We start from the raw sequence: 21,260 nt of genomic DNA, 5'->3' as shown, positions 1-21,260 counted from the left end.
TCCGCCGGGGGAGGGCGCCAATGTCCAGCCCGAGCCCACCATGCCCAACCGTCTCCTCGCCCAGATCTACGGCTGGCTGCTGCTGCTGCCGGCGGCGGTGCTGCTGGTGGCCTTCACCCACTACCCGGCCGTCGCCGCGCTGTGGAACTCGCTGCACTCCACGCCCAAGGGGGCGCGGCCGGCGCGCTTCGTCGGGCTGGACCAGTACGCCGCCCTGCTGGACGACCCGATCTTCTGGCAGAGCCTCGCCAACAACGCGGTCTTCGCGCTCGGCACCGTGCCCCTGTCGATCGCCCTGGCGCTGGTCATGGCGCTGTGGGTCAACGGCAAGCTGCACGGCCGCACGGCGCTGCGCGTGGCGTACTTCACGCCCACCGTGCTGCCGATGATCGCCGTCGCCAACATCTGGCTGTTCTTCTACACGCCCGGCTACGGGCTGCTCGACCAGATCGGCGGCCTGTTCGGGCTGCCCGACCACAACTGGCTGGGCGACCGCGACACGGCGCTGCCGGCGCTGATGGCGGTGACGGTGTGGAAGGAGGCCGGCTTCTTCATGATCTTCTACCTCGCCGCCCTGCAGGCGATCCCGCCGGCGTTGCGCGAGGCCGGGGCGCTGGAGGGGGCGGGGCGCTGGTACTTCTTCCGCCGGGTGACCTTCCCGCTGCTGATGCCGACGACCGTGTTCGTGCTGGTCAACGCGGTGATCAACGCCTTCCGCCTGGTCGACCACGTCATCGTCATGACCCGCGGCGGCCCCGACAACGCCACCGCGCTCCTCCTCTACTACATCTACGAGGTGGGGTTCCGGTACTGGGACAGCGGCTACGCCGCGGCGCTGACGGCGGTGCTGCTGGCGATCCTGGTGGTGTTCGCCATCGGCCAGTTCCTCTACCTCGACCGCAAGGTGCACTACCGATGACCGCGCGCCTCGGCACGGCCCTGGAGACCGCGGCGGCATGGCTGCTGGCGCTGCTGTGGGTGCTGCCGCTCCTCTACGCGGTGTGGACGGCGTTCCATCCCGGCGCCTACTCCGTGCGCTTCGACCCGACGGCGCCGCTCACCCTGGAGAACTTCGCCCGCGCCTGGGAGGCGGCGCCCTTCCCGCGCTACCTCCTCAACACCTTCCTGCTGGTCACCGGCATCCTCGCCGGCCAGCTCGTGCTGTGCACGCTGGCGGCCTACGCCTTCGCCCGCTTCGACTTCGCCGGGCGCGACCTCGCCTTCGTGCTGGTCCTGGTGCAGCTCATGGTCATGCCCGACGTGCTGATCGTCGAGAACTACCGGACGATGCACGCGCTGGGGCTGGTCGACACCATCGCCGCCATCGGCCTGCCCTACATGGCCTCGGCCTTCGGCATCTTCCTGCTGCGCCAGACCTTCAAGACGGTGCCGAAGGAGCTGGACGACGCCGCGCGGGTCGAGGGGGCGGGGCCGCTGACCGTGCTGTGGCGGGTCTACGTGCCGCTGGCGAAGCCGGTCTACGTGGCCTACGGGCTGGTGTCGGTCAGCCACCACTGGAACAACTTCCTGTGGCCGCTGATCGTCACCAACTCGGTGGAGACGCGGCCGCTGACGGTGGGACTGTCGATCTTCGCCTCCACCGACCAGGGCATCGACTGGTCGGTGATCACCGCCGCCACCCTGATGACGGCGGCGCCGCTGCTGCTGGCGTTCCTACTGTTCCAGCGCCAGTTCGTGCAGAGCTTCATGCGCGCCGGGATACGCTGACCGCCGTCCCCTCGCCGCGCGCGCGGGCCGCCTCCCGCGGCGGCACGAAGCGCACCAGCGCGCCCTTGCCGGGCAGCGCCACCTCCTGCTCCGGCGACAGCAGGGTCGCCGAGCCGTCGGCGACCAGCGCCAGGTTCCAGCCCCGGTCGTCGGAGCGCGGCGGCCGGCCGGTGTAGCGGACGGCCTGGAAGCGCCAGCCCTCGTCCATGCGCCGGGCCAGCCGGTCGTGGTGGAGGGAGAGCGCGCCCAGGATCTTGCCGCGCCACTCCCGGCTGGCGCTCTCCCCGGTGGCGATCCCGCCGGAGGTGGGAGCGATCTGGTGCACCTGCTCGTGTCCCAGCTCCGGGGCGAAACGGGTGCAGATCAGGGCGTTGTAGGCGTCGTCGCGGGTGGTCGCCAGCACCCGGTCGATCTCCAGGAGGTCGAGGTCCTCGGCGTTGTTCTCCGACAGCACCTCGCCGGCGAAGGTGCGCAGGCGCCGGCGCCGCGCGCCGGCCAGCGCCCGCCAGGAGCGGTCGGCGACGATCACCGGCACGCCGAGGTCGCGCAGGGTGGCGGCGAGGGCGACGCTCCACGCCGACGAGCCGACGATCATCAGCCCCGACCGCTTGCCCGCCGCCAGCCCCAGACCGCGGGCCAGCGGGCCGACGGTCAGCCCGTGCAGCACCACCGTCGCCGCGATCACCGCGAAGACCATGGGCAGGATCAGCCGGGCGTCGGGATAGCCGTGCTCGGCGAGGTCGGAGGAGGCGATGCCGGCGATGGCGGCGGCGACGATGCCGCGGGGCGCCACCCAGGCGACCAGCAGCCGCTCCCGCCACGTCATGGCGTCGCCCAGGGTGGCGAGCAGGATGGCCACCGGCCGCACCGCCACCAGGATCACCGCCGTCGCCGCGGCGATCGGCCAGGACAACTCCCCGAACACCGCCGGCTCGAGGTCGGCGGCCAGCACGATGAACAGGCCCGAGACGAGGAAGACGGTCAGGGATTCCTTGAAGCGCCGCAGCTCGTTCAGGCCGACCAGGCCGATGTTGCCGAGAACGACGCCGAACACCGTGGCGCCGACCAGTCCGGCCTCCGACTGCAGCGCGTCGGCGGCGGTGTAGATGCCGAGCACGCAGGCCAGCAGGATCGGTGTCTTGAGGATCTCCGGCGCGTGGCCGCGGTGGAACGCCCAGCGGATCAGGAACGGCGTGGCGATGCCGAGCGCCACCGCCAGCACCGTCCCTTCGGCGACGTCCCAGCCCAGCACCACCGCCGCCTGCTCGCCGCCGAGGCGGTCGGAGAGCACCAGGAACTCCAGCACCAGCACCGCCAGCACGGCGCCGATCGGGTCGTTGAGGATGCCCTCCCACTTGAGGTAGGCGGCCGGGCGCGGGTGCAGGCGGGCCTGGCGCAGCAGCGGGATGATGACGGTCGGCCCGGTCACCACCAGGATCGCCCCGTAGAGCGTCGCCACCGGCCAGTCCAGCCCCGCCACGTAGTGGCCGGTCGCCGCCCCGAGCAGCCAGCTCAGCGGCAGGGCGACCGCCACCAGCCGGACCACGCCGGTTCCCGCGGCCCGCAGCTCGCTCAGGTTGAGGTTGAGGCCGCCCTCGAAGACGACGATGGCGACGGCCAGTCCGATCAGCGGCCGCAGCAGCCCGTCGAAGCTCTGCGACGGGTCGAGCAGCCCGAGCCCCGGCCCGGCGAGCACGCCCACCGCCAGCAGCACGACGATGGCGGGGAGGCCGGTCTTCCAGGCCGTCCACTGGGCGGCGACGCCGGCGACGGCGATCAGCGCGACGATGGAGACGATGTGATGTTCCATGGACGCACAGCAACGCCCGCCGCCGCGCCGGGTTCCCTTGCCGGCCGGCCGGGGCCGCCGACATGGAACCGTCATGGAACAGGACGGCCACGCCTGCGGTTGATTCCCCCGTGCCGACTTTCGGGAACCGAGCTTGGGGGACACCGCATGTCCGGACAACGCCTGGCAGCGCCGCCGCACGCCGACCGACCGACCGTGCCGGCGCCCGGACGCGAGGAGCCGATCCTCGTGCCGGGCCGGACCTGCTGGCGGATCGCCCGGGCCGACCGGGTGGCGCTGATCGTCGACGCCGCCGACTACTTCGCCGCCGCCAAGCGGGCCATGCGCGAAGCCCGCCATCGCCTGATGCTGGTCGGCTGGGACTTCGACCTGCGCATCCGCCTGGAGCCGGACCGCGAGGACGCCAGCCAGCCCGACATGCTGGGCCGCTTCATCCAGCATCTCGTGGAGAACCGGCCCGGCCTGCACGCCTTCATCCTGAAATGGGACATGGCGATGGTGAAGACGGTGGCGCGCGAGATCCTGCCGCTGCTGGTCATGAAGTGGCTGACCCTGCGGCGCATCCATTTCCGCCTCGACAGCGAGCATCCGCTGGACGCCTGCCACCACCAGAAGCTGATGGTGATCGACGACGGGCTGGCGTTCTGCGGCGGCATCGACATGACCCGCGACCGCTGGGACACCCGGCAGCACCGCGAGGACGACCCCTGCCGGCGCGAGCCCGACGGCACCCCGTACGGCCCCTTCCACGACGTCGCCGCCATGGTCGACGGCGAGGCCGCGCAGGCCGTCGGCGAGCTGGCGCGGCGGCGCTGGCGGCGCGCCGGCGGACGCCGCCTCGCCCCGGTGCCGCCCTGCCGGGTGCCCTGGCCCGACGGCGTGCCGGTGGACCTGCGCGACGTCGACGTCGCCATCGCCCGCACCGAGCCGGACTATGATGGGCACCCGCGGATCGACGAGATCGAACGGCTCTACGTCGCCGCCCTGTCGGCCGCCCGCCGCACCATCTACCTGGAGAGCCAATACCTGTCGTCGCGGGCCATCCGCGAGGTGCTGGCCCGCCGCCTCGGCGAGCCCGACGGGCCCGAGGTGGTGATCATCAACCCGCAGCACGCCGAGGGATGGCTGGAGCGCTGGAGCATGGACGCCGCCCGCAGCCAGGTCGTCCACGCCCTGCGCCGGGCCGACCGGTACGACCGCTTCCGCATCTACTATCCCGTCAACGCGGCCGGCACGGCGATCTACGTGCACGCCAAGGTGATGGCCATCGACGACCGTTTGCTGCGCCTCGGCTCGTCCAACCTGAACAACCGCTCCATGGGCTTCGACACGGAGTGCGACATCGCCGTCGACGCCGTCGGCCAGCCCGACGAGCCGGCGGTGCGCCAGGCCGTTCGGGCCTTCCGCGACCGCCTGCTGGCCGAGCATCTCGACGTCGCACCGGACGACGTGGAACGGGCGCTCGACCGGACAGGCTCGCTGATCCGCGCCATCGAGACGCTGCGCCGCGACCAGGGGCGCAGCCTGCGCCCGGTCGTGGTGCGCGAGATCGGCGATGCCGAGGCGGCGATCCTCGACCTGCAACTGTTCAATCCGGAGAGTCAGGCGCGCCGCGAGCGCCGGGTGGTGCACGCCATGAAGAAGGTGGCGACCCGCTATTACCCCGTCGCCGCCGGGGTGGCGGCGGGGCTGGGACTCGGGCTGTGGGTGCGAGGGCGGCGCCGTCGCCGCTGACCGCGGGGGACGCGGGGACGACGGGGCGAACCGGCGAATATCCCATCCGCGGGCTGGGATTCCCGGCCCGCGCGCGCTATATCCGTCGGCCAAGCCGCACGAGCCACCAGTCCCAACGGAGAGCGCCATGCTCGACGCCCCCGCCCTGTTCTCCGCCGCGCCGTCCCGGGCCGACCGGCGGCCGGCGCCGTTCCTGCCGACCACGCGGGCGGAGATGGACCGTCTGGGCTGGGACGCCTGTGACGTCGTCGTCGTCACCGGCGACGCCTACGTCGATCATCCCAGCTTCGGCATGGCGGTGATCGGCCGGCTGCTGGAGGCGCAGGGGCTGCGCGTCGGCATCATCGCCCAGCCCGACTGGCAGGGGCCGGAGCCGTTCCGGGCGCTGGGCCGGCCGACCCTGTTCTTCGGGGTGACCGGCGGCAACATGGATTCCATGGTCAACCGCTACACCTCCGACCGCCGGCTGCGGCACAACGACAGCTACACCCCCAACGACGAGGGCGGCAAGCGGCCGGACCGCGCCGTCATCGTCTATTCCCAGCGCTGCCGCGAGGCCTACAAGGACGTTCCCATCGTGCTCGGCGGCATCGAGGCGAGCCTGCGCCGCATCGCCCAGTACGATTACTGGTCGGACAAGGTGCGCCGCTCGGTCCTGCTGGACGCCAAGGCCGACATCCTGGTCTACGGCAACGCCGAGCGCGCCATCGTCGAGATCGCCCGGCGCGCCGCCGCCGGCGAGGCGCCGCGGACCATGCACGACCTGCGCGGCACCGCGGTGGTGCGCGACGCCGTGCCCGAGGGCTGGACGGTGCTCGATTCCAGCGACGTCGACGACGCCGCGCCGACCGGCCGCGCCCGCACCAACACGGTGATCCGCCTGCCCGACTACGAGCGGGTGAAGGACGACCCGGTGCTCTACGCCCACGCCTCGCGGGTGCTGCACCAGGAGAGCAACCCCGGCAACGCCCGCACCCTGGTGCAGCGCCACGGCGACAAGGAGCTGTGGGTCAACCCGCCGCCGATCCCGCTGACCACGCCCGAACTCGACGCGGTCTACGAGCTGCCCTACGCGCGGGCGCCGCATCCCCGCTACGGCGGCGCGCGCATCCCGGCGTGGGAGATGATCCGCTTCTCCGTCAACATCATGCGGGGCTGCTTCGGCGGCTGCTCCTTCTGCTCGATCACCGAGCACGAGGGGCGCATCATCCAGAGCCGCTCGGAGGGCTCGATCCTGCGCGAGATCGGGCAGATCCGCGACAGGACCCAGGGCTTCACCGGCGTCATCTCCGACCTCGGCGGGCCGACCGCCAACATGTGGCGGCTGGCCTGCAAGGACAGGGAGACCGAGGCGGTCTGCCGCCGTCCCTCCTGCGTCTTTCCCGACATCTGCAAGAACCTCAACACCGACCACGGGCCGCTGGTGGAGCTCTACCGCAAGGCGCGCGCGATCAAGGGGGTGAAGAAGATCGCCATCGCGTCCGGCCTGCGCTACGACTTGGCGGTGCGCAGCCCCGAGTACGTGAAGGAGCTGGTGACCCACCACGTCGGCGGCTATCTCAAGATCGCCCCCGAGCACACCGAGCCGGGGCCGCTGTCGAAGATGATGAAGCCGGGGATCGGCGCCTACGACCGCTTCAAGGCGATGTTCGACCAGGCGGCCCGGGAAGCGGGCAAGAAGCTCTACCTCATCCCCTACTTCATCGCCGCCCACCCCGGCACCACCGACGAGGACATGATGAACCTGGCGCTCTGGCTGAAGCGCAACGGGTTCAAGGCGGACCAGGTGCAGACCTTCCTGCCGTCGCCGATGGCGCTGGCCACCGCCATGTACCACAGCGGGCGCAACCCGCTGCGCCCGGTGCGCCGGGTCGGCGGCGAGACCGTCTCGACCGCCAAGGGGCTGCGCCAGCGCCGCCTGCACAAGGCGTTCCTACGCTACCACGACCCGGAGAACTGGCCGGTCCTGCGCGACGCGCTGAAGAGCATGGGGCGCGCCGACCTGATCGGCCCGGGCGAGCACCAGCTGGTGCCGGCCACCCAGGGGGCGGGGCGGCCGCACGGCGGCAAGCCTTTCTTCACCCAGCAGGCCGGGGCGGGGCGGCGCAAGCCGGCGCGGCGGGCCCGGGCCTGAGCGGTCTCGACCGCTGAAACGCAGAGCCCCCGGAAACGCAAAAGCCCCCCGGCCGGAGCGGCGGGGGGCCTCGAACCTCGGCGACGGGGCGGCCGGTCAGGCGACGGACAGGACGTCCAGGTAGCTGTTCGCCGGCTCCGACAGGCGGATGCGGTAGAGCACGCCCATCTGGTCGATGACGACGTCGGCGGTCGGCGCGCCCTTGACCATGTCGGTCACGGCGGAGCGGACGCTGCGGGGGAGGGTGTCGAGGTCGACCTCGCGGTACGAACCCTTGTCGGAGAGCTTGACGGTCTTGCTGGCCATCGTGTGGCGCCTTCGGGACATGCGGTTGCTGTGGTGCGGCGCACCATGGTCCCGCTTGATTAAGGCGTGGTTAACGGGCGATGGCGAGGCGGGGAGGGGGCCGCCGAAAGCGGCGGGCGTGTCGGAGCGGTAACAGGCGGCGGGCCACGCCGAATGTGGGCATCGCGATCGGCATCATGGGCGATGCCGTCGTGGCCGATGCATCGTCCCGGCATGGCCCCCGCCGAGGATGCGTGCCGGGTCAGTGATGCCTCAGGCGCTCGAGCTGTTCCTTGAGGTGCAGCTTCTCCATCTTCATGCGCTGCACTTCGATGCTGTTGAAGGCGACGTGCGCTTCCTCACGCTGGATCTTCTCGTCAAGCTCGGCATGACGCTGGCGCAAGGCAGCGATGTGCGACTCCATGCTCATGACGCGTATCCTCCTGAGGTTGGAAGGGAAGCCGTATCGGCTGGCTTCCAGCGGTCATCATAGGCGGTTTCGCCAGTCTTGGCGACGGAATCCAGGTTCCCAATGGAGGTACTGCGACCACGTGACCGGCGGCCGGCTTACCGCTATGTTGCGGCTGCGAAACCAATCCAAAGGCCAGACGTGAACGCGCTCGCTCCCCTGTCCGGAATCGCCGCGGTGATGGCGCCGGTGTTCGTCGCCGCCGCCGTCGGCTTCCTGTGGCTGCGCCGCAATCTGCCCTTCGACAGCGCCTTCGTCACCGCCTTCGTGGTCAACGTCGCCACACCCTGCCTGGTGTTCTCCACGTTGACGCGGGTGCCCTTCGGCGGCGACGACCTGGCCACGGTGGCGCTGGCGGCGATCGCCACGCTGCTGCTGACCGCCGCCGCGGGGGCGGCGGTGCTGCGGCTGTGGGGCCTGGAGCTGCGCCCCTATCTGCCGGGCCTGATCTTCCCCAACGGCGGCAACATGGGCATCCCGGTCTGCCTGTTCGCCTTCGGCGAGACCGGGCTCGGCTACGCCATCGTCTATTTCACCGTGCTGTCGGTGACGCAGTTCGTGGTCGGCCCGGCCATCGCCGCCGGGCGCGGCGACCTGAAGCAGGTGCTGCGCATCCCGCTGCTCTACGTGGTCGCCGCGGCCCTGGCGATGCGCGGGTTCGAGGTGGCGGTGCCGTCGTGGCTCGCCAACGCCACCACCCTGCTGGGCAACGCCGCGGTGCCGCTGATGCTGGTGTCCCTGGGGGTGGCGCTCGCCCGGCTGCGGGGGGGCGGCACGGGCCGGGTGCTGGCGCTGTCGGTGCTGCGCCTGGGGCTGGGGGTCGCCGTCGGCGTGGCGGTGGCCTGCGCGATGGGGCTGGAGGGGGCGATGCTCGGGGTCGTCGTGATCGAGAGCGCCATGCCGGTCGCCGTCTTCAACTATCTCTGGGCGCAGAAGTTCGGCAACGCGCCGGAGGAGGTGGCCGGCATGGTCGTCGGCTCCACCGCCCTCACCTTCGTCACCCTGCCGCTGCTGCTGGCGGTCCTGATGTAGGCCGCTCAGCCGCCGCCTTCGGCGCTGGCCAGCGGCGCCGCGGCCGGCCCGTTGAGGACGGCGCCGTCGGTGGCGAAGCGCGAGCCGTGGCAGGGGCAGTCCCAACTCTTCTCCGCCGGGTTCCAGCGGACGATGCATTGCAGGTGGGTGCACACCGCCGACAGGCGGTGAAGCCCGCCCCGGGGGTCGCGGTAGACGGCGAGAGGGCGGCCGTCGCGGCGCATCACCGCCCCCTCGCCGGGGGCGATGGCGGCCTCGTCCGCGACCTCGCCCGGCTCGAGGTGGCGCAGGAACTGGCGGGCGACGTCCAGGTTCTCCTCCAGGAAGCCGCGCAGCGAGCGGGTCATCTGGCGCCCCGGGTCGTAGAGCCCGGCCCACGGATGGTCGCAGCCGTGGATGAGCTCGCAGAGCAGCAGCCCGGCCAGGGTGCCGTGGGTCATGCCCATGCCGCTGTCGCCGGTGACGACGAAGACCCGGCCCTTCCAGGCGGGGTCGCGGCCGATGAAGGCGAGCCCGTCGAACGGCTCCATCACCTGGCCGGACCAGCGGCGCTCGACCGCGCCGGCCATGGGGAAATGGACGCGCGTCCATGCCTCCAGGGCGGCCCAGCGGCTCTCCATGTCGTCGGCCTCGCCGGTCTTGTGGTCCTCGCCGCCGACGATCAGCAGGTCGTGGTCGCCCTCCGGCTGCAGCCGGACGTAATGGTAGACGTCGAGCGTGTCCCAGTAGAGGGCGTCGGGCACCGCGCCCCGCTCGACCCGGGCGGCGATGGCGTAGGTGCGGTAGGGCGCCTGCTTGGTGTGGATGGTGAAGCGGTCGCTGACCGGGCTGTTGGTCGCCACCACCGCGGCGTCCGCCGCCACCGTGCCGCCGGCCGCGAGGCGGACGGTCACGCCGCCGTCGTCCTCGTCCAGGCCGGCGACGTGGACGCCGGTGGCCAGCCGGCCGCCGCGCACCTGGAAGGCGCGCAGCAGCCCGGCCAGGTACTTCAGCGGATGGAAGCGGCCCTGGCGGGGGAAGCGCAGGCACGGGCCGGGATGGGCCACCGCGGGCGGCGGCCGGTCGACCAGCTCGACCCCGTGCAGGCCGGCCCGCCGGGCGGCATCGCGCTCCGCCTCCAGCGTCCGCGGGTCGCCGTCGGGGGTGAGCATGAGGTACCCATCGAGGCGGACGAAGTCGCAATCGATCCCCTCCTCGCGGGCCAGCCGCTCGATGGTGTCGATGGCGGTGCCGTGGCTCTCGGCGGCCAGCCGGGCGCCGTCGGCGCCATGCATCCGCTCGATCTCGGTGTAGCGGTCGTCGATGGCGTCGGAGAGATGGGCGGTGGTGCGTTCCGTCTCGCCGCCGCCCGGCCGGCCGTCGTCCAGCAGCAGCACCCGCCTGCCCGAGCGCTGCAGCAGGTAGGCGGCGGTGACGCCGGCGATCCCGGCGCCGATGACGACGACGTCGGCGCGCTCTCCGCCCGGCGCACCGGCCGCTTCGGGAGCGGCGACGTCCATCCACACCGACGTGGTGGCTCCGGAACCCTGCATGACCCGTCCTCTCCCGCGCGTTGGCCCGATCCCCCAGCAACATCGGTGCGGGGAAGGCGTTCCGGACCGCCGTGGGCGGCGTGGGGCGACGGCATCGGCCGGCCCGCGGTCTATTCCATAAATAAAGGGAGGTTTCTTCTTCGTTGCCCGGGCGGCCTCCGGCTGAACCGACCCGCTCCAGGCGATGTAATCGCGGGGTGGTGGACCGCTGTGCGAATTCGGAATACAGAAATTTAACGCACCCGTATTATAGGGGGCGTTCCCGGGTCATGCAGCCCGCCCCGAAATGGCATGGTCGATGGATGTTCCAGGTTCTTGCCTGCATCACGCAACAACATCACCCGTGGCTGGTTCTGCTGGCGGGGGCGGTGTGCGGGTTCGGCGCGTGGGTCTCGCTGAACCTGGTCGCGCGCGCCGCCGCGACGTCGGGGCGGGCGCGGTACGGCTGGCTGGCGGCCGGCGCCACGGCCACGGGCGGCGGCGTTTGGGCGACCCACTTCATCGCCATGCTGTCCTTCCGGTCGAGCCTGCCGATCGGTTACGACCTGGTGCTGACGGGCCTGTCGATCGTCGTCGCCGTGGTCGGGTCGGGCGTCGGCATCGCCGTCGGCATCGGCCGGCGTCGGTACGCGGCGGCGGCCGGCGGCGCGATCGTCGGCGCCGCGGTCGGCGCCATGCACTACACCGGGATGGCCGCGCTCCGGGCGCCGGCCGATCTGGTCTACGACGGGCGGTACGTCGCGGCGTCGCTGCTGATCGGGGTGCCGCTCGGCGCGGCCGCCATGGCGGTGGCGCTGAGGCGTCCGTCGATCCGCCGCCGGGCCGCCGCATCCGCGCTGCTGGCGGCCGCCATCTGCGGCCTGCACTTCACCGGCATGACGGCCGCCGCGCTCGTGCCCGATCCCCTGCTGGCGGCGTCCGGCCGGATTCTGGCGTCCGAATGGCTGGCCGTGGCGGTCGCCGCGACCGCCACGCTGATCATGGCGCTCAGCCTCGTCGGCTCCATCGTCGACCAGCGGCTGGCCGATCGGACGGCGCGGGAGGCCGCGCGGCTTCGCGCCAGCGAGGAGCGGTTCCGTCAGCTCGCCGACGCGACGTCCGAGGGCATCGTCATCCACCGCGACGGGCTGATTCTCGACGCCAACCGGGCGATCGCCGCGATCCTCGGCCATCCGCCGCAGCGCCTTGTCGATCGCTGCGTGCTCGACTTCGTCGCGGCGGCGCATCGCAACGACGTGCGGAGCCGCATCGCGCGGCCGACCTTCGACACGGCCGAGATCGACCTGCTGCACGCCGACGGCACGCCGATCGCCGTCGAAGTCCAGGGGCAGATGATCACGCACGACGGGGTCCCCGCCCGGGTCGTTGCGATCCGCGACATCCGCGAGCGCCGGCAGGCCGAAGAGCGCATCCGTCACATGGCCAACCACGACGTGCTGACCGGGCTGCCGAACCGCGTGCTGTTCCACGACCGCACGACCGTGGCGCTCGCCAACGCGAGCCGCGACGGCCATATGGTCGCCCTCCTCTACGTCGACCTGGACCGCTTCAAGTCGGTCAACGACCTGCTGGGGCACCAAGCGGGCGACCTCCTGCTGGAGCAGGTCGCGCAACGGCTGACCGGCAACCTCCGCCGCCACGACACGGCGGCGCGGCTGAGCGGCGACGAGTTCGTGATCCTGCAGGACCGGATCGCCCAGCCCGGAGAAGCCATGGCGCTGGCCGAACGCCTGGTCAAGGCGTTCGCCGTTCCCTTCGACCTCGCCGGCCAGCAGATGGTGATCGGCGCCAGCGTCGGCATCGCCCTGTTCCCGCAGGACGGCAACGGCGTGGAACAGCTCCTGCTCAACGCCGACACCGCCCTGTACCGGGCCAAGTCCGACGGGCGCGGCACCTTCCGGTTCTTCGAGGCGGCGATGGACGAGCACCTGCAGTCCCGCCGCCGGCTCGAGCACGACCTCCGCCGTGCGCTGGCCGCGGATGCCTTGCACGTGCACTACCAGCCGCTGCTGGCCTGCGACACGCATTCGGTCCTCGGCTTCGAGGCGCTGGTGCGCTGGCACCATCCCGAGCGCGGCCTGATCTCGCCGGCCGAGTTCATCCCGCTGGCCGAGGAGACCGGCCTGATCATGGCGCTCGGCGAGTGGGTCCTGCGGTCGGCGTGCCGGGATGCCGCGGCGTGGCCCGACACGGTGCACGTCGCCGTCAACCTGTCACCGGTCCAGTTCCGGCTGTCCGACGTGGCGTCCCTGATCCTGTCGATCCTGGACGAGGCGGGGCTGCCGCCCCACCGTCTCGAAATCGAGATCACCGAGGGCGTGCTGATCGACGACACCGAGCGGGTGGTGGAGGTGCTGAGCGTCCTCAAGGCCGCCGGCGTCCGCATCGCGCTGGACGATTTCGGCACCGGCTATTCCAGCCTGAGCTACCTGCAGAAGTTCGCGTTCGACAAGCTGAAGATCGACCGCTCCTTCGTCAGCGGCATGGAGGACAACCGGCAGTCCCGCTCGATCGTCCGATCGATCATCACCCTGGCGCGCAGCCTGGGCATCACCGTCACCGCCGAGGGCGTCGAAACCTGCGCGCAGTTCCAGCTGCTGAAGCACGAGGCGTGCGACCAGGTCCAAGGCTTCCTGATCGGCCGCCCGGCGCCGATCCGGGATCTGGACCGTTTCCTCGCCGCCGCCACGCGGCCGCTGCCCGGCAAGACAGAGGCGTGCCGCGCCGCGGAGTAGCGTCCTGCGCCGCACGGCGCCTCCGGCTTGGCGCGCAAAGAAAGCGGGCCGCCCCGATGGAGCGGCCCGGACCAGGATGGAAGCAGACGGGCGGGGTCAGCCGGCCGGTTTGGCCGTGCTCGGCATCGGGGTCTGGGGCAATTGCGCCGTGTCGGTGCTGGTCTGCGGCACCTGGACCGATTGTTTCGACCACTCGCAGGCCAAGGCGGGCCCGGCGGCGAGCGCCGACACGGCGAACGCGACGGCAATCAACTTTCGCATGGGTGTCTCCAGCCGCAACGAACGATGCGTCCAGGGTGCCCGACTCGGGCGAACGGCGTCAACGCGCCTTGGGGCGTATGCCGTGCGGACGGGTCAGGCCGGGATGCCGGTCGAGGCGCGCATGCTGTCCTGGATCTCCCCGGCGAGCTGGTCGGCGATGGGGCCGACGACGACCTGCACCGAATTGGCCGAGGGCCTGACCACGCCGCGCGCGCCGAGCCGTTTCAGCGCCACCTCGTCCACCCGGGCGCTGTCGACGACGTCGAGGCGCAGGCGGGTCGTGCAGGCTTCGACGGCGCGCAGGTTCGCCGCCCCGCCCAGCGCCGCCAGGTAGGCGGCGGCACGGCCGTCCGCGGCCGTGGTGGGAGACGGGGTGCCGGCGGCGGCGACCGCCTGGCCGGCCGGCAGCGCGACGTCGTCGCGGCCCAGCGTCTTCAGGTCGAAGCGCTGGATGACGAAGCGGAACAGGGCGTAATAGACGACGAAATAGACGGCGCCGACCGGCAGCAGCAGGATCGGGTTGGTTGCCTTGCCGTAGTTCAGAACGTAGTCGAACAGCCCCGCCGAGAAGCCGAACCCGAGCTTCACGTTGAGCACGTCCATCAGCACCATCGACACGCCGGTGAGCACCGCGTGGACGGCGTAGAGGACCGGGGCAAGGAACATGAAGGCGAACTCGACCGGCTCGGTCACGCCGGTCAGGAAGGCGGTCAGCGCCATCGACAGGAGCACGCCGCCCACCGCCGCCCGGTTCTCCGGCCTGGCGGTGTGGTACATGGCGAGGCAGGCCGCCGGCAGGCCGAACATCATCACCGGGAAGAACCCCGCCATGAAGGTGCCGGCCGTCGGATCGCCCTTGAAGAAGCGGTTGAGATCGCCGGTGACGCCCTGGTAGTCGCCCAGCAGGAACCAGGCGATGTTGTTGATGATGTGGTGCAGCCCGGTGATGATCAGCACCCGGTTGAGCACCCCGTAGAGGAACAGGCCGAGTTCCCCCAGTCCCAGCACGCCGGTGGTCAGCCCGGTCAGGCCGGCGTCGACGACGGGCCAGCCGTAGCCGAACAGGACGGCGAGGCCGAGCGCCGCCAGGCCGGTCACGATGGGGACGAAGCGCCGGCCGCCGAAGAAGGCGAGATAGTCCGGCAGCTTGATGTCCTTGTAGCGGTTGTAGAGCTGGCCGGCGATGATGCCGATCAGGATGCCGACCGGGATGCTCATGCGGCTCGACGTCTTGGCGACGAGGTCGGGCGCCACGCCGCTCAGCACCACCGCGCCCTGGATCGCCACGAAGTAGCCCACCGCCCCGGCGAGCCCGGCGGCGCCGTGGTTCTCCCGCGCGAAGCCGACGGCGATGCCGATGGCGAACAGCAGGCCGAGGTGCGAGAAGATGGCGTCGCCGGCCGCGGCGATGAAGGGGAGGTCCAGGAGATCCGGCTGGCCGAGCCGAAGCAGCAGGCCGGCGATGGGGAGCACCGCGATCGGCAGCATCAGCGCCCGCCCCAACCGCTGGACGCCCGAGAAACGATCGGTGGACATGCGGACGGCTCCTTCTACAGGTTGGTCGGCTTCAGGTTGTTCGGCTTCGGGGTGTCGGCGTCCACGGCGCGGGCCGGCGTGTCGGCGGCGGACGCCCGTTCCATGGCGCGCCGCAGATTGCCGCCGGTCTCGGCCAGCAGCCGGTCGATCGCCGGACCGTCGAGCCCGGCCAGGCCCAGCACGGCGCGGCGCACGTCCCCGTGCCGCCCGAGCGCCGCTTCCGCCGCCGCCCGGTCGACGCCGGCGATGCGCGCGACCATGGCGGCGCAGCGGTGGCGGAGCTTGGCGTTCTCGGGCCGGACGTTGATCATCAGGTTGTCGTAGACGCTGCCCAGCGCGGTCATGACGCCGGTGGAGAAGAGGTTCAGCACCACCTTCTGCGCGGTGCCGGCGCCGAGCCGGGTGGAGCCGGCGATCACTTCCGGCCCGGTGGCGACCAGGATCGCGTGCTCGGCCGCCGCCAGCAGCGGCGAGCCGGCGGTGCTGGCGACGCCCAGGGTCAGCGCCCCGCGGTCCCGCGCCGCGCGCACGGCCCCCACGGTGTAGGCACTGGTGCCGCTGGCCGACAGGCCGGCGACCACGTCGTCCGGGCCGACCGCGGCGGCGGCCAGATCGGCCCGGCCGGCCCCCTCGTCGTCCTCCGCCGCGCCGGCCAGCCCGCGCGACAGGTCGAGCCCGCCGGCGACCAGCAGGACCAGCCGGTCCGCCGGCCAGTCGAAGGTCGGGCCGAGATCGAGTGCGTCGAGCGCCGCCACCATCGCCGACGAACCGGCGCCGGCATAGACCAGCCGGCCGCGGCCGGTCGCCAGCCGCGCCGCCGCCGCGTCGGTCGCGGCGGCCAGGGCCGGCAGCGCCGGCAGGCAGGCGGCGAGCGCGCGGGTCTGTCCTTCCCACAGCGCCGTCAGCAGGTCGCCCGCCGGCCAGCGATCCAGCCCGCGGAACCGGTGCGCCACATCCTCCGTACCGCCCGCCATGGCCCGTCCCCGCGCCGTTCCCGCACACCACGCCAGTGGTATTAAATTGGACTGTCCGCGCAGCATAGCAAAAACCAGGTCGCATGCAACCGCAATCTGGAGAGTCTTGTCTGCGGGAGAACGGCCCGCGGCGGCGGTTGAACATTGGCCTCCTAGTGGTATCATAGGGTCCGTCTCGCCCTGGGAGTGGTTGCCGATGTCCACCGCCGCCGCGGCCCCGTTCGACCCGACGGCGCTGTCGGATGCGCTGCCCCTGCCGCTCTATCTCCAGCTCGCGCGGCATCTGCGGGATCTCATCGTCCGCGGACGGCTCGCCGACCGCGACGCCTTGCCCGGGGAACGCGAACTGGCCGAGACGTTCGGCGTTTCCCGCGTCACGGTGCGCAAGGCCCTGCGCGAGCTGATCGCCGAGGGGCTGCTGCGGCAGCGTCAGGGTGCCGGCACCTTCGTCAACCGCAGCCCGCACGTCGAGCAGCGGCTGTCCGCGCTGACCAGCTTCACCGAGGACATCGGCGCCCGTGGGCTGAACCCGGGATCGCGTTGGCTCGGCCGGTCGGTCGCCGCCGCCACGCCGGAGGAGGCGATGGCGCTCGGCCTGCGGCCGGGAGCGGAGGTGGCCCGTCTGCACCGGCTGCGGCTGGCCGACGGCACGCCCCTCGCCATCGAGCTCAGCGCCCTGCCCACCCGCTTCCTGCCGGACCCCGATCTGGTGCAGGGCTCGCTGTACGACACCCTGCGCCGGCGCGGGCACCCGCCCTTCCGGGCGCTGCAGCGGCTGTCGGCGATCCGGCTGCCGGCCGACCAGGCCGCCCTGCTGGACGTGCCGGACGGCGCTCCGGCCCTCTACATCGAGCGGCGGACCTTCCTGGAGGACGGGCTGCCGCTCGAGTTCGTGCGTTCGCATTACCGGGGCGACGCCTACGACTTCGTGGTGGAGCTCTCCCTCGTGTGAGCCGTCCCCCTCCCACCCCGGCCGCCCCCACCGCATCCCCTTGTGAGAGTGCGTCATGAAGCCTGCCCTTGAGATTCCCTTCCGCGTCCAGGCGATCCTGTTCGACATGGACGGCACCCTGGTCGACACCACGGGCCCCGTCGAGCGCGCCTGGCGCGGCTGGGCCGCCCACCACGGATTGGACCCCGACGCCATCCTCGCCGTCGCGCACGGCCGCCGGACGATCGAAACGGTCCGCCGCTTCGCCCCTCACGGTCTCGACATCGAGGAGGAGGTGCGGTTGCTGGAGGATCGCTACACCAACGACACCGAAGGGGTGTTCGCCGTCCCCGGCGCGGCCGATCTGGTACGGGCGCTGCCGCGCCACCGCTGGGCCGTCGTCACCTCGGCGCCCCGCGCCATGGCGCAGGCGCGCATCCGCCAGGCCGGGCTGCCGCTGCCCGACACGCTGATCGGCGGTGACGACGTCCGCCACGGCAAGCCCGACCCCGAGGGCTACCGGACGGCCGCCGCCCGCCTCGGCGTCTTACCGCGCGACACCTTGGTGTTCGAGGACGCTCCGCCGGGGCTGGAGGCCGGCCACGCCGCGGGCGCCTGGGTCATCGCCGTGGCCACCACCCTGCGCCCGGACGAGCTGGCGGCCGACCTCTGCCTGCCCGATCTCCGGGCCGTCCGCCTGCGGGTGGACGGCGACGGGCTGGAGATCACGGCGCGGGCGGGCTGACCGGCTCGTCGGCGGCGCGCCACCCGCCCGCCACCCAGGTGCCGCGCACCGTCAGGTCCGGCCGCAGCAGCACCAGATCGGCCCGCCAGCCCGGCGCGATCCGCCCGCGCTCCCCGGCCATCCCGAGGAACTCGGCGGGGTAGAGGGAGGCCATGCGCAGGCACTCCTCCAGCGGCAGGCCGATCAGGGTGCCGGCGTTGCGCACCGCCGCCGCCATGTCCAGGTCGGCGCCGGCCAGCGTGCCGTCGGCGAGCACGAGGCGGCCGTCGCGGCGATAGATGGTCCGCCCGTTCAGCTCGAACCGTGTGGCGTCGGTGCCGGTCGGCGGCATGGCGTCGGTGACCAGCATCGTCCGGCCGCGCGGCCGCGCGGCCACGGCGGCGCGCATCATCAGCGGATGGACGTGGTGGCCGTCGGCGATCAGACCGCACCACGGCCGCCCGTCGCCCAGCGCCGCACCGGCGGGTCCGGGCCGGCGGTTGACGATCTCGGGCATCGCGTTGAACAGGTGGGTGACGCCGCGCACGCCGAGGTCCAGCGCCTCGACGACCCGTTCCGCGCTCGCCACGGTGTGGCCGACGGAGAGCACCACGCCGGCCGCCATCAGCCGGGTCATGGCGGCATCGTCGACGCATTCCGGTGCCAGGGTCAGCAGCACCCGCCCGCCGGGCAGGCGCGCCGGCAGGGCGCACAGGAAGGCGAGGTCCGCCTCGTCCGGCGCGCGCACGAACCGCGGGTCGTGGGCGCCGACCCGCTGCGGGCTGATGAAGGGGCCCTCGAAATGGATGCCCAGCACGCCGCCGCCGGGCCGTGCCACCGCCGCCGCCGCCGCCTCGGCGGCGGCGCGGTGGCAGTCGGGCGTGTCGGTGATGACGGTCGGCAGCAGGCCCGTGGTGCCGAACCGCCGGTGCGCCGCGGCGATCGCCAGGACCGCCTCGGCGTCCGGCCGCTCGTTGAACAGCACGCCGCCGCCGCCGTTCACCTGGACGTCGAGGAAGCCGGGTGCCAGCAGGTCCCCGGCGGACAGCCGCACCGTCCGCTCCACGGCGGGTGCGGTGCGCCCCTCGGCCAGGATGTCGACGACGCGGCCGTCGGCGACGAGCACGGCGCGGCCTTCCAGGATGGTGTCGCCCGTGAACACCCGGGCGCCGGTCAGGAGCTGTCGCATCAGATGGTCTTCGTCACTTTGAGGAGGTGCGGCGGGGCGTCCGGGTCGAGGCCGCGGGCGAGCGCCAGGTCGCCGACCGCGCCGTAGAAGCTCTGCAGGGCGGCGAGCGGGGCGGCCTCCGGCGCCAGGCCGGGCGGCATCGGCAGGGTGGCCGTGCCGGGCAGCCCGGTTTCGGTCGTCACCACCGCGGCGCCGAGCCCGAAGATCCGCTCCACCACGGCGCGGGTGTGCGGCTCGGCCGCGTCGGCCTGGGTCAGCGCCAGCACGGGGAAGCCGGGCCCGACCAGGGCGAGCGGCCCGTGCACCACCTCGGCGGCGCTGAAGGCCTCGGCGTGCAGGCGGCAGGTCTCCTTGAACTTGAGAGCCATCTCCAGCGCCGCGCCGAAGCCGACGCCGCGGCCCAGCACGTAGAGGCTCCGCGCCGTCGCCAGGGGCAGCAGCGCCGGCCGCCAGTCGAGCGCGCGGGCCGCCGCCAGGGTCTCGGGGAGGGCCGCCAACGTCGCCTTCAGTCCCGCGTCGTCCTGCCAGTGGGCGACGAGTTGCAGGAAGGCGGCGAGCGAGGCGATGCAGGACTTGGTCGCCGCGACGCTCCGCTCCGGTCCCGCGGACAACGGCAGGCAATGGTCGCACAGGGTCGCCAGCGGCGAGTCCTCGGCGTTCACGAAGCCGACGACGAGCGCCCCGCCGGCCTTCGCCGCCTCCACCAGCCGCAGCAGGTCCGGGCTGCCCCCCGACTGCGACACGGCGACGAACAGCGCGCCCTCCAGGCTGAGGTGCCCGCCATAGACCGAGGCGACGGACGGGCCGATGGAGGCGACCGCCCGGCCCAGGCGCGTCTCGATCAGGTATTTCCCGTAGGCCGAGGCGTGATCGGAACTGCCCCGCGCGCAGGTCACCACGAAGCGCGGCGGCCGCCGGCGCAGGCGCGCGCCGAGATCCGCGAAGGCGGCTCCCCAGCGCTCCGCCTGCCGGGCCACCACATCGGGCGCCTCGGCGGCCTCGCGCACCATCAGGGGGCGGCTCCGGGAGGGCTGCGGCTCGGTCATGGCGATCCTCGCGACGGCGTGCATGGAAATACCAATATAAGACCTCACGGGTCGCGGCGCCAGCACTGTCGGCGTGCGGGGCGCCGCGACATGTCCGGCGGCGGATCGTCATGGAACCAGTATAATACCAATCGGGACCCGCGCCGCCGCGATCTATTCCGCCGCCCGCCGCCGCCCGCCGAGGGCGTCGGCGAGGCCGGCCGCGTCGTTGCCGACGATCAGATCGATGCCGTTCGCCCCCAGCTCCATCACGGCACGGACCCCGGCCCGCTTCAGCGCCGCGCGGTCGAGCTTGCCGGCGTCGGCCAGCTCGACCCTCAGGCGGGTCGTCGCGAAGGCCGCGATGTCCTTGATGTTGCCCGGGCCACCGAGGGCCTCGCCGAGGCGGGAGGCACGGTCCAGCGGCAGGGCGGCGGCCGTCGCCGGCGGCGCGGCGGCCTCAGGTTTCGGCGCCGGTGCCGCATCGGCGGTGGCCGCGGCTCCGGAGCGCAGGTACTCCTGCATGTCCGTCTTCAGGTTCTCCGACAGGGTGCCGAACACCGCCTGCACGCTGTCGCCCACCCGCAGGACGCCGGACGCGCCCATGGCGCGCAGCGCCGCCTCGTCGACGCGGGCAGGGTCGCGCACCACCACGCGCAGGCGGGTGATGCAGGCGTCGAGGCTGGCGATGTTGCTCTGCCCGCCGAAGGCAAGCACGAGGTCGCGGGCCCGTCCGGTGCCGCTGGCGGCCTCGACCCCGGCGCCCGCCGCCGCAGGCTCCCGGCCCGGCGTTTTCAGGTCGAGCGCCCGGATGGTGTAACGGAAGACGGCGTAGTAGATGGCGGCGTAGAGCGGGCCGAGGATCAGCACCAGCCACCAGCGCTGCGAATAGGGGCTCAGGGCATTGAACAGCACGAAGTCGATGCCGCCCTGGGAGAAGGTGAAGCCCATGTGCATGCCGAGCGTGTTGGCCAGGAACTGGGTGGTGGCGGCCAACCCGGCGTGGATCAGGTAGAGCAACGGGGCAAGGAACAGGAAGGAGAACTCGATCGGCTCGGTGATGCCGGTGAGGAACGAGGCGAGGGCCGCGGAGATCATCATGCCGCCGACCTTGACCCGCTGGTCGGGCCGGGCCTCGTGCCAGATGGCGATGGCCGCCGC

The 21,260-nt window shown here is 72.5% G+C and carries 18 protein-coding genes; 8 read left to right on the top strand and 10 right to left on the bottom strand.

Annotated features, from left to right (window positions below; all coding sequences use genetic code 11):
* Positions 1-40 precede the first annotated feature (40 nt).
* Together ACSBPG_RS14270 and ACSBPG_RS14265 are read left to right on the top strand one after the other, a co-directional pair.
* On the top strand, positions 41-919 hold the full coding sequence (locus ACSBPG_RS14270; protein WP_435537845.1) for a carbohydrate ABC transporter permease: 879 nt from the start codon (positions 41-43) through the stop codon (positions 917-919).
* Positions 916-1,728, top strand: a complete 813-nt coding sequence (locus tag ACSBPG_RS14265) for a carbohydrate ABC transporter permease (RefSeq protein ID WP_435537844.1) — start codon at positions 916-918, stop codon at positions 1,726-1,728. The genes ACSBPG_RS14270 and ACSBPG_RS14265 overlap by 4 nt, the downstream gene beginning before the upstream one ends.
* Here ACSBPG_RS14265 and ACSBPG_RS14260 read toward each other — a convergent pair.
* A complete protein-coding gene (locus tag ACSBPG_RS14260; RefSeq protein ID WP_435537843.1) occupies positions 1,706-3,538 on the bottom strand; it encodes a cation:proton antiporter in 1,833 nt (610 codons plus the stop codon). The two genes, ACSBPG_RS14265 and ACSBPG_RS14260, sit on opposite strands and share 23 nt — an antisense overlap.
* 147 nt (positions 3,539-3,685) lie before the next feature.
* Between ACSBPG_RS14260 and ACSBPG_RS14255 the strand changes: the two genes are divergently transcribed.
* Entirely contained in the window at positions 3,686-5,272 is a 1,587-nt protein-coding gene (locus ACSBPG_RS14255) for a phospholipase D-like domain-containing protein (RefSeq protein ID WP_435537842.1), read from the top strand.
* 127 nt (positions 5,273-5,399) lie between these two features.
* Positions 5,400-7,406, top strand: a complete 2,007-nt coding sequence (locus tag ACSBPG_RS14250; protein ID WP_435537841.1) for a YgiQ family radical SAM protein — start codon at positions 5,400-5,402, stop codon at positions 7,404-7,406.
* A gap of 96 nt (positions 7,407-7,502) precedes the next feature.
* On the opposite strand, the gene ACSBPG_RS14245 is transcribed toward ACSBPG_RS14250, so the two are convergent.
* A complete protein-coding gene (locus tag ACSBPG_RS14245) occupies positions 7,503-7,712 on the bottom strand; it encodes a hypothetical protein (RefSeq protein WP_435537840.1) in 210 nt (69 codons plus the stop codon).
* 241 nt (positions 7,713-7,953) lie between these two features.
* The gene (locus ACSBPG_RS14240; RefSeq protein WP_435537839.1) at positions 7,954-8,121 is read right to left on the bottom strand and encodes a YdcH family protein; all 168 of its coding nucleotides are present in this window, start codon (positions 8,119-8,121) and stop codon (positions 7,954-7,956) included.
* A 180-nt stretch (positions 8,122-8,301) separates the two neighbouring features.
* On the opposite strand from ACSBPG_RS14240, the gene ACSBPG_RS14235 reads away from it, so the two are divergent.
* Positions 8,302-9,192 carry an AEC family transporter gene (locus tag ACSBPG_RS14235; RefSeq protein ID WP_435537838.1) on the top strand — a complete coding sequence of 297 codons (891 nt, stop codon included), beginning with the start codon at positions 8,302-8,304 and terminating at the stop codon, positions 9,190-9,192.
* A gap of 5 nt (positions 9,193-9,197) precedes the next feature.
* On the opposite strand, the gene ACSBPG_RS14230 is transcribed toward ACSBPG_RS14235, so the two are convergent.
* Positions 9,198-10,724, bottom strand: coding sequence for an FAD-dependent oxidoreductase (locus ACSBPG_RS14230; protein ID WP_435537837.1), 1,527 nt, complete (start codon positions 10,722-10,724; stop codon positions 9,198-9,200).
* A 302-nt stretch (positions 10,725-11,026) separates the two neighbouring features.
* Between ACSBPG_RS14230 and ACSBPG_RS14225 the strand changes: the two genes are divergently transcribed.
* Complete coding sequence (locus ACSBPG_RS14225; RefSeq protein ID WP_435537836.1) at positions 11,027-13,459, top strand: EAL domain-containing protein; 2,433 nt, start codon at positions 11,027-11,029, stop codon at positions 13,457-13,459.
* 96 nt (positions 13,460-13,555) lie between these two features.
* Here the strand turns inward: ACSBPG_RS14225 and ACSBPG_RS14220 are convergent, their stop codons facing one another.
* The 3 genes from ACSBPG_RS14220 to ACSBPG_RS14210 all read right to left on the bottom strand — a co-directional run bounded on the left by ACSBPG_RS14220 (position 13,556) and on the right by ACSBPG_RS14210 (position 16,230).
* Positions 13,556-13,720 (bottom strand): hypothetical protein, encoded by a 165-nt coding sequence (locus ACSBPG_RS14220; protein ID WP_435537835.1) that lies wholly within the window; start codon positions 13,718-13,720, stop codon positions 13,556-13,558.
* A gap of 93 nt (positions 13,721-13,813) precedes the next feature.
* Positions 13,814-15,256, bottom strand: coding sequence for an N-acetylglucosamine-specific PTS transporter subunit IIBC (gene nagE / locus ACSBPG_RS14215; RefSeq protein WP_435537834.1), 1,443 nt, complete (start codon positions 15,254-15,256; stop codon positions 13,814-13,816).
* Positions 15,257-15,270: 14 nt separating this feature from the next.
* A complete protein-coding gene (locus ACSBPG_RS14210) occupies positions 15,271-16,230 on the bottom strand; it encodes an N-acetylmuramic acid 6-phosphate etherase (protein WP_435537833.1) in 960 nt (319 codons plus the stop codon).
* A 196-nt stretch (positions 16,231-16,426) separates the two neighbouring features.
* On the opposite strand from ACSBPG_RS14210, the gene ACSBPG_RS14205 reads away from it, so the two are divergent.
* Together ACSBPG_RS14205 and ACSBPG_RS14200 are read left to right on the top strand one after the other, a co-directional pair.
* Entirely contained in the window at positions 16,427-17,182 is a 756-nt protein-coding gene (locus ACSBPG_RS14205) for a GntR family transcriptional regulator (protein ID WP_435537832.1), read from the top strand.
* 55 nt (positions 17,183-17,237) lie between these two features.
* Positions 17,238-17,906: an HAD family hydrolase gene (locus ACSBPG_RS14200; protein WP_435537831.1), complete on the top strand. Its 669-nt coding sequence runs from the start codon at positions 17,238-17,240 to the stop codon at positions 17,904-17,906.
* Here ACSBPG_RS14200 and nagA read toward each other — a convergent pair.
* From nagA to ACSBPG_RS14185, 3 genes are all read right to left on the bottom strand, one after another.
* Positions 17,887-19,074: an N-acetylglucosamine-6-phosphate deacetylase gene (gene nagA, locus ACSBPG_RS14195; RefSeq protein WP_435537830.1), complete on the bottom strand. Its 1,188-nt coding sequence runs from the start codon at positions 19,072-19,074 to the stop codon at positions 17,887-17,889. The genes ACSBPG_RS14200 and nagA overlap by 20 nt on opposite strands.
* The gene (locus tag ACSBPG_RS14190) at positions 19,074-20,120 is read right to left on the bottom strand and encodes an SIS domain-containing protein (RefSeq protein WP_435537829.1); all 1,047 of its coding nucleotides are present in this window, start codon (positions 20,118-20,120) and stop codon (positions 19,074-19,076) included. The genes nagA and ACSBPG_RS14190 overlap by 1 nt, the downstream gene beginning before the upstream one ends.
* 153 nt (positions 20,121-20,273) lie before the next feature.
* The coding region (locus tag ACSBPG_RS14185) for a glucose PTS transporter subunit EIIB (RefSeq protein WP_435537828.1) at positions 20,274-21,260 on the bottom strand (987 nt) is incomplete at its 5' end.

The sequence above is a fragment of the Azospirillum sp. ST 5-10 genome, from assembly GCF_051225715.1.
Lineage (GTDB): Bacteria > Pseudomonadota > Alphaproteobacteria > Azospirillales > Azospirillaceae > Azospirillum.
Note: the sequence above shows the minus strand (reverse complement) of the source record. Positions and strands in the feature narration are given on the sequence as shown.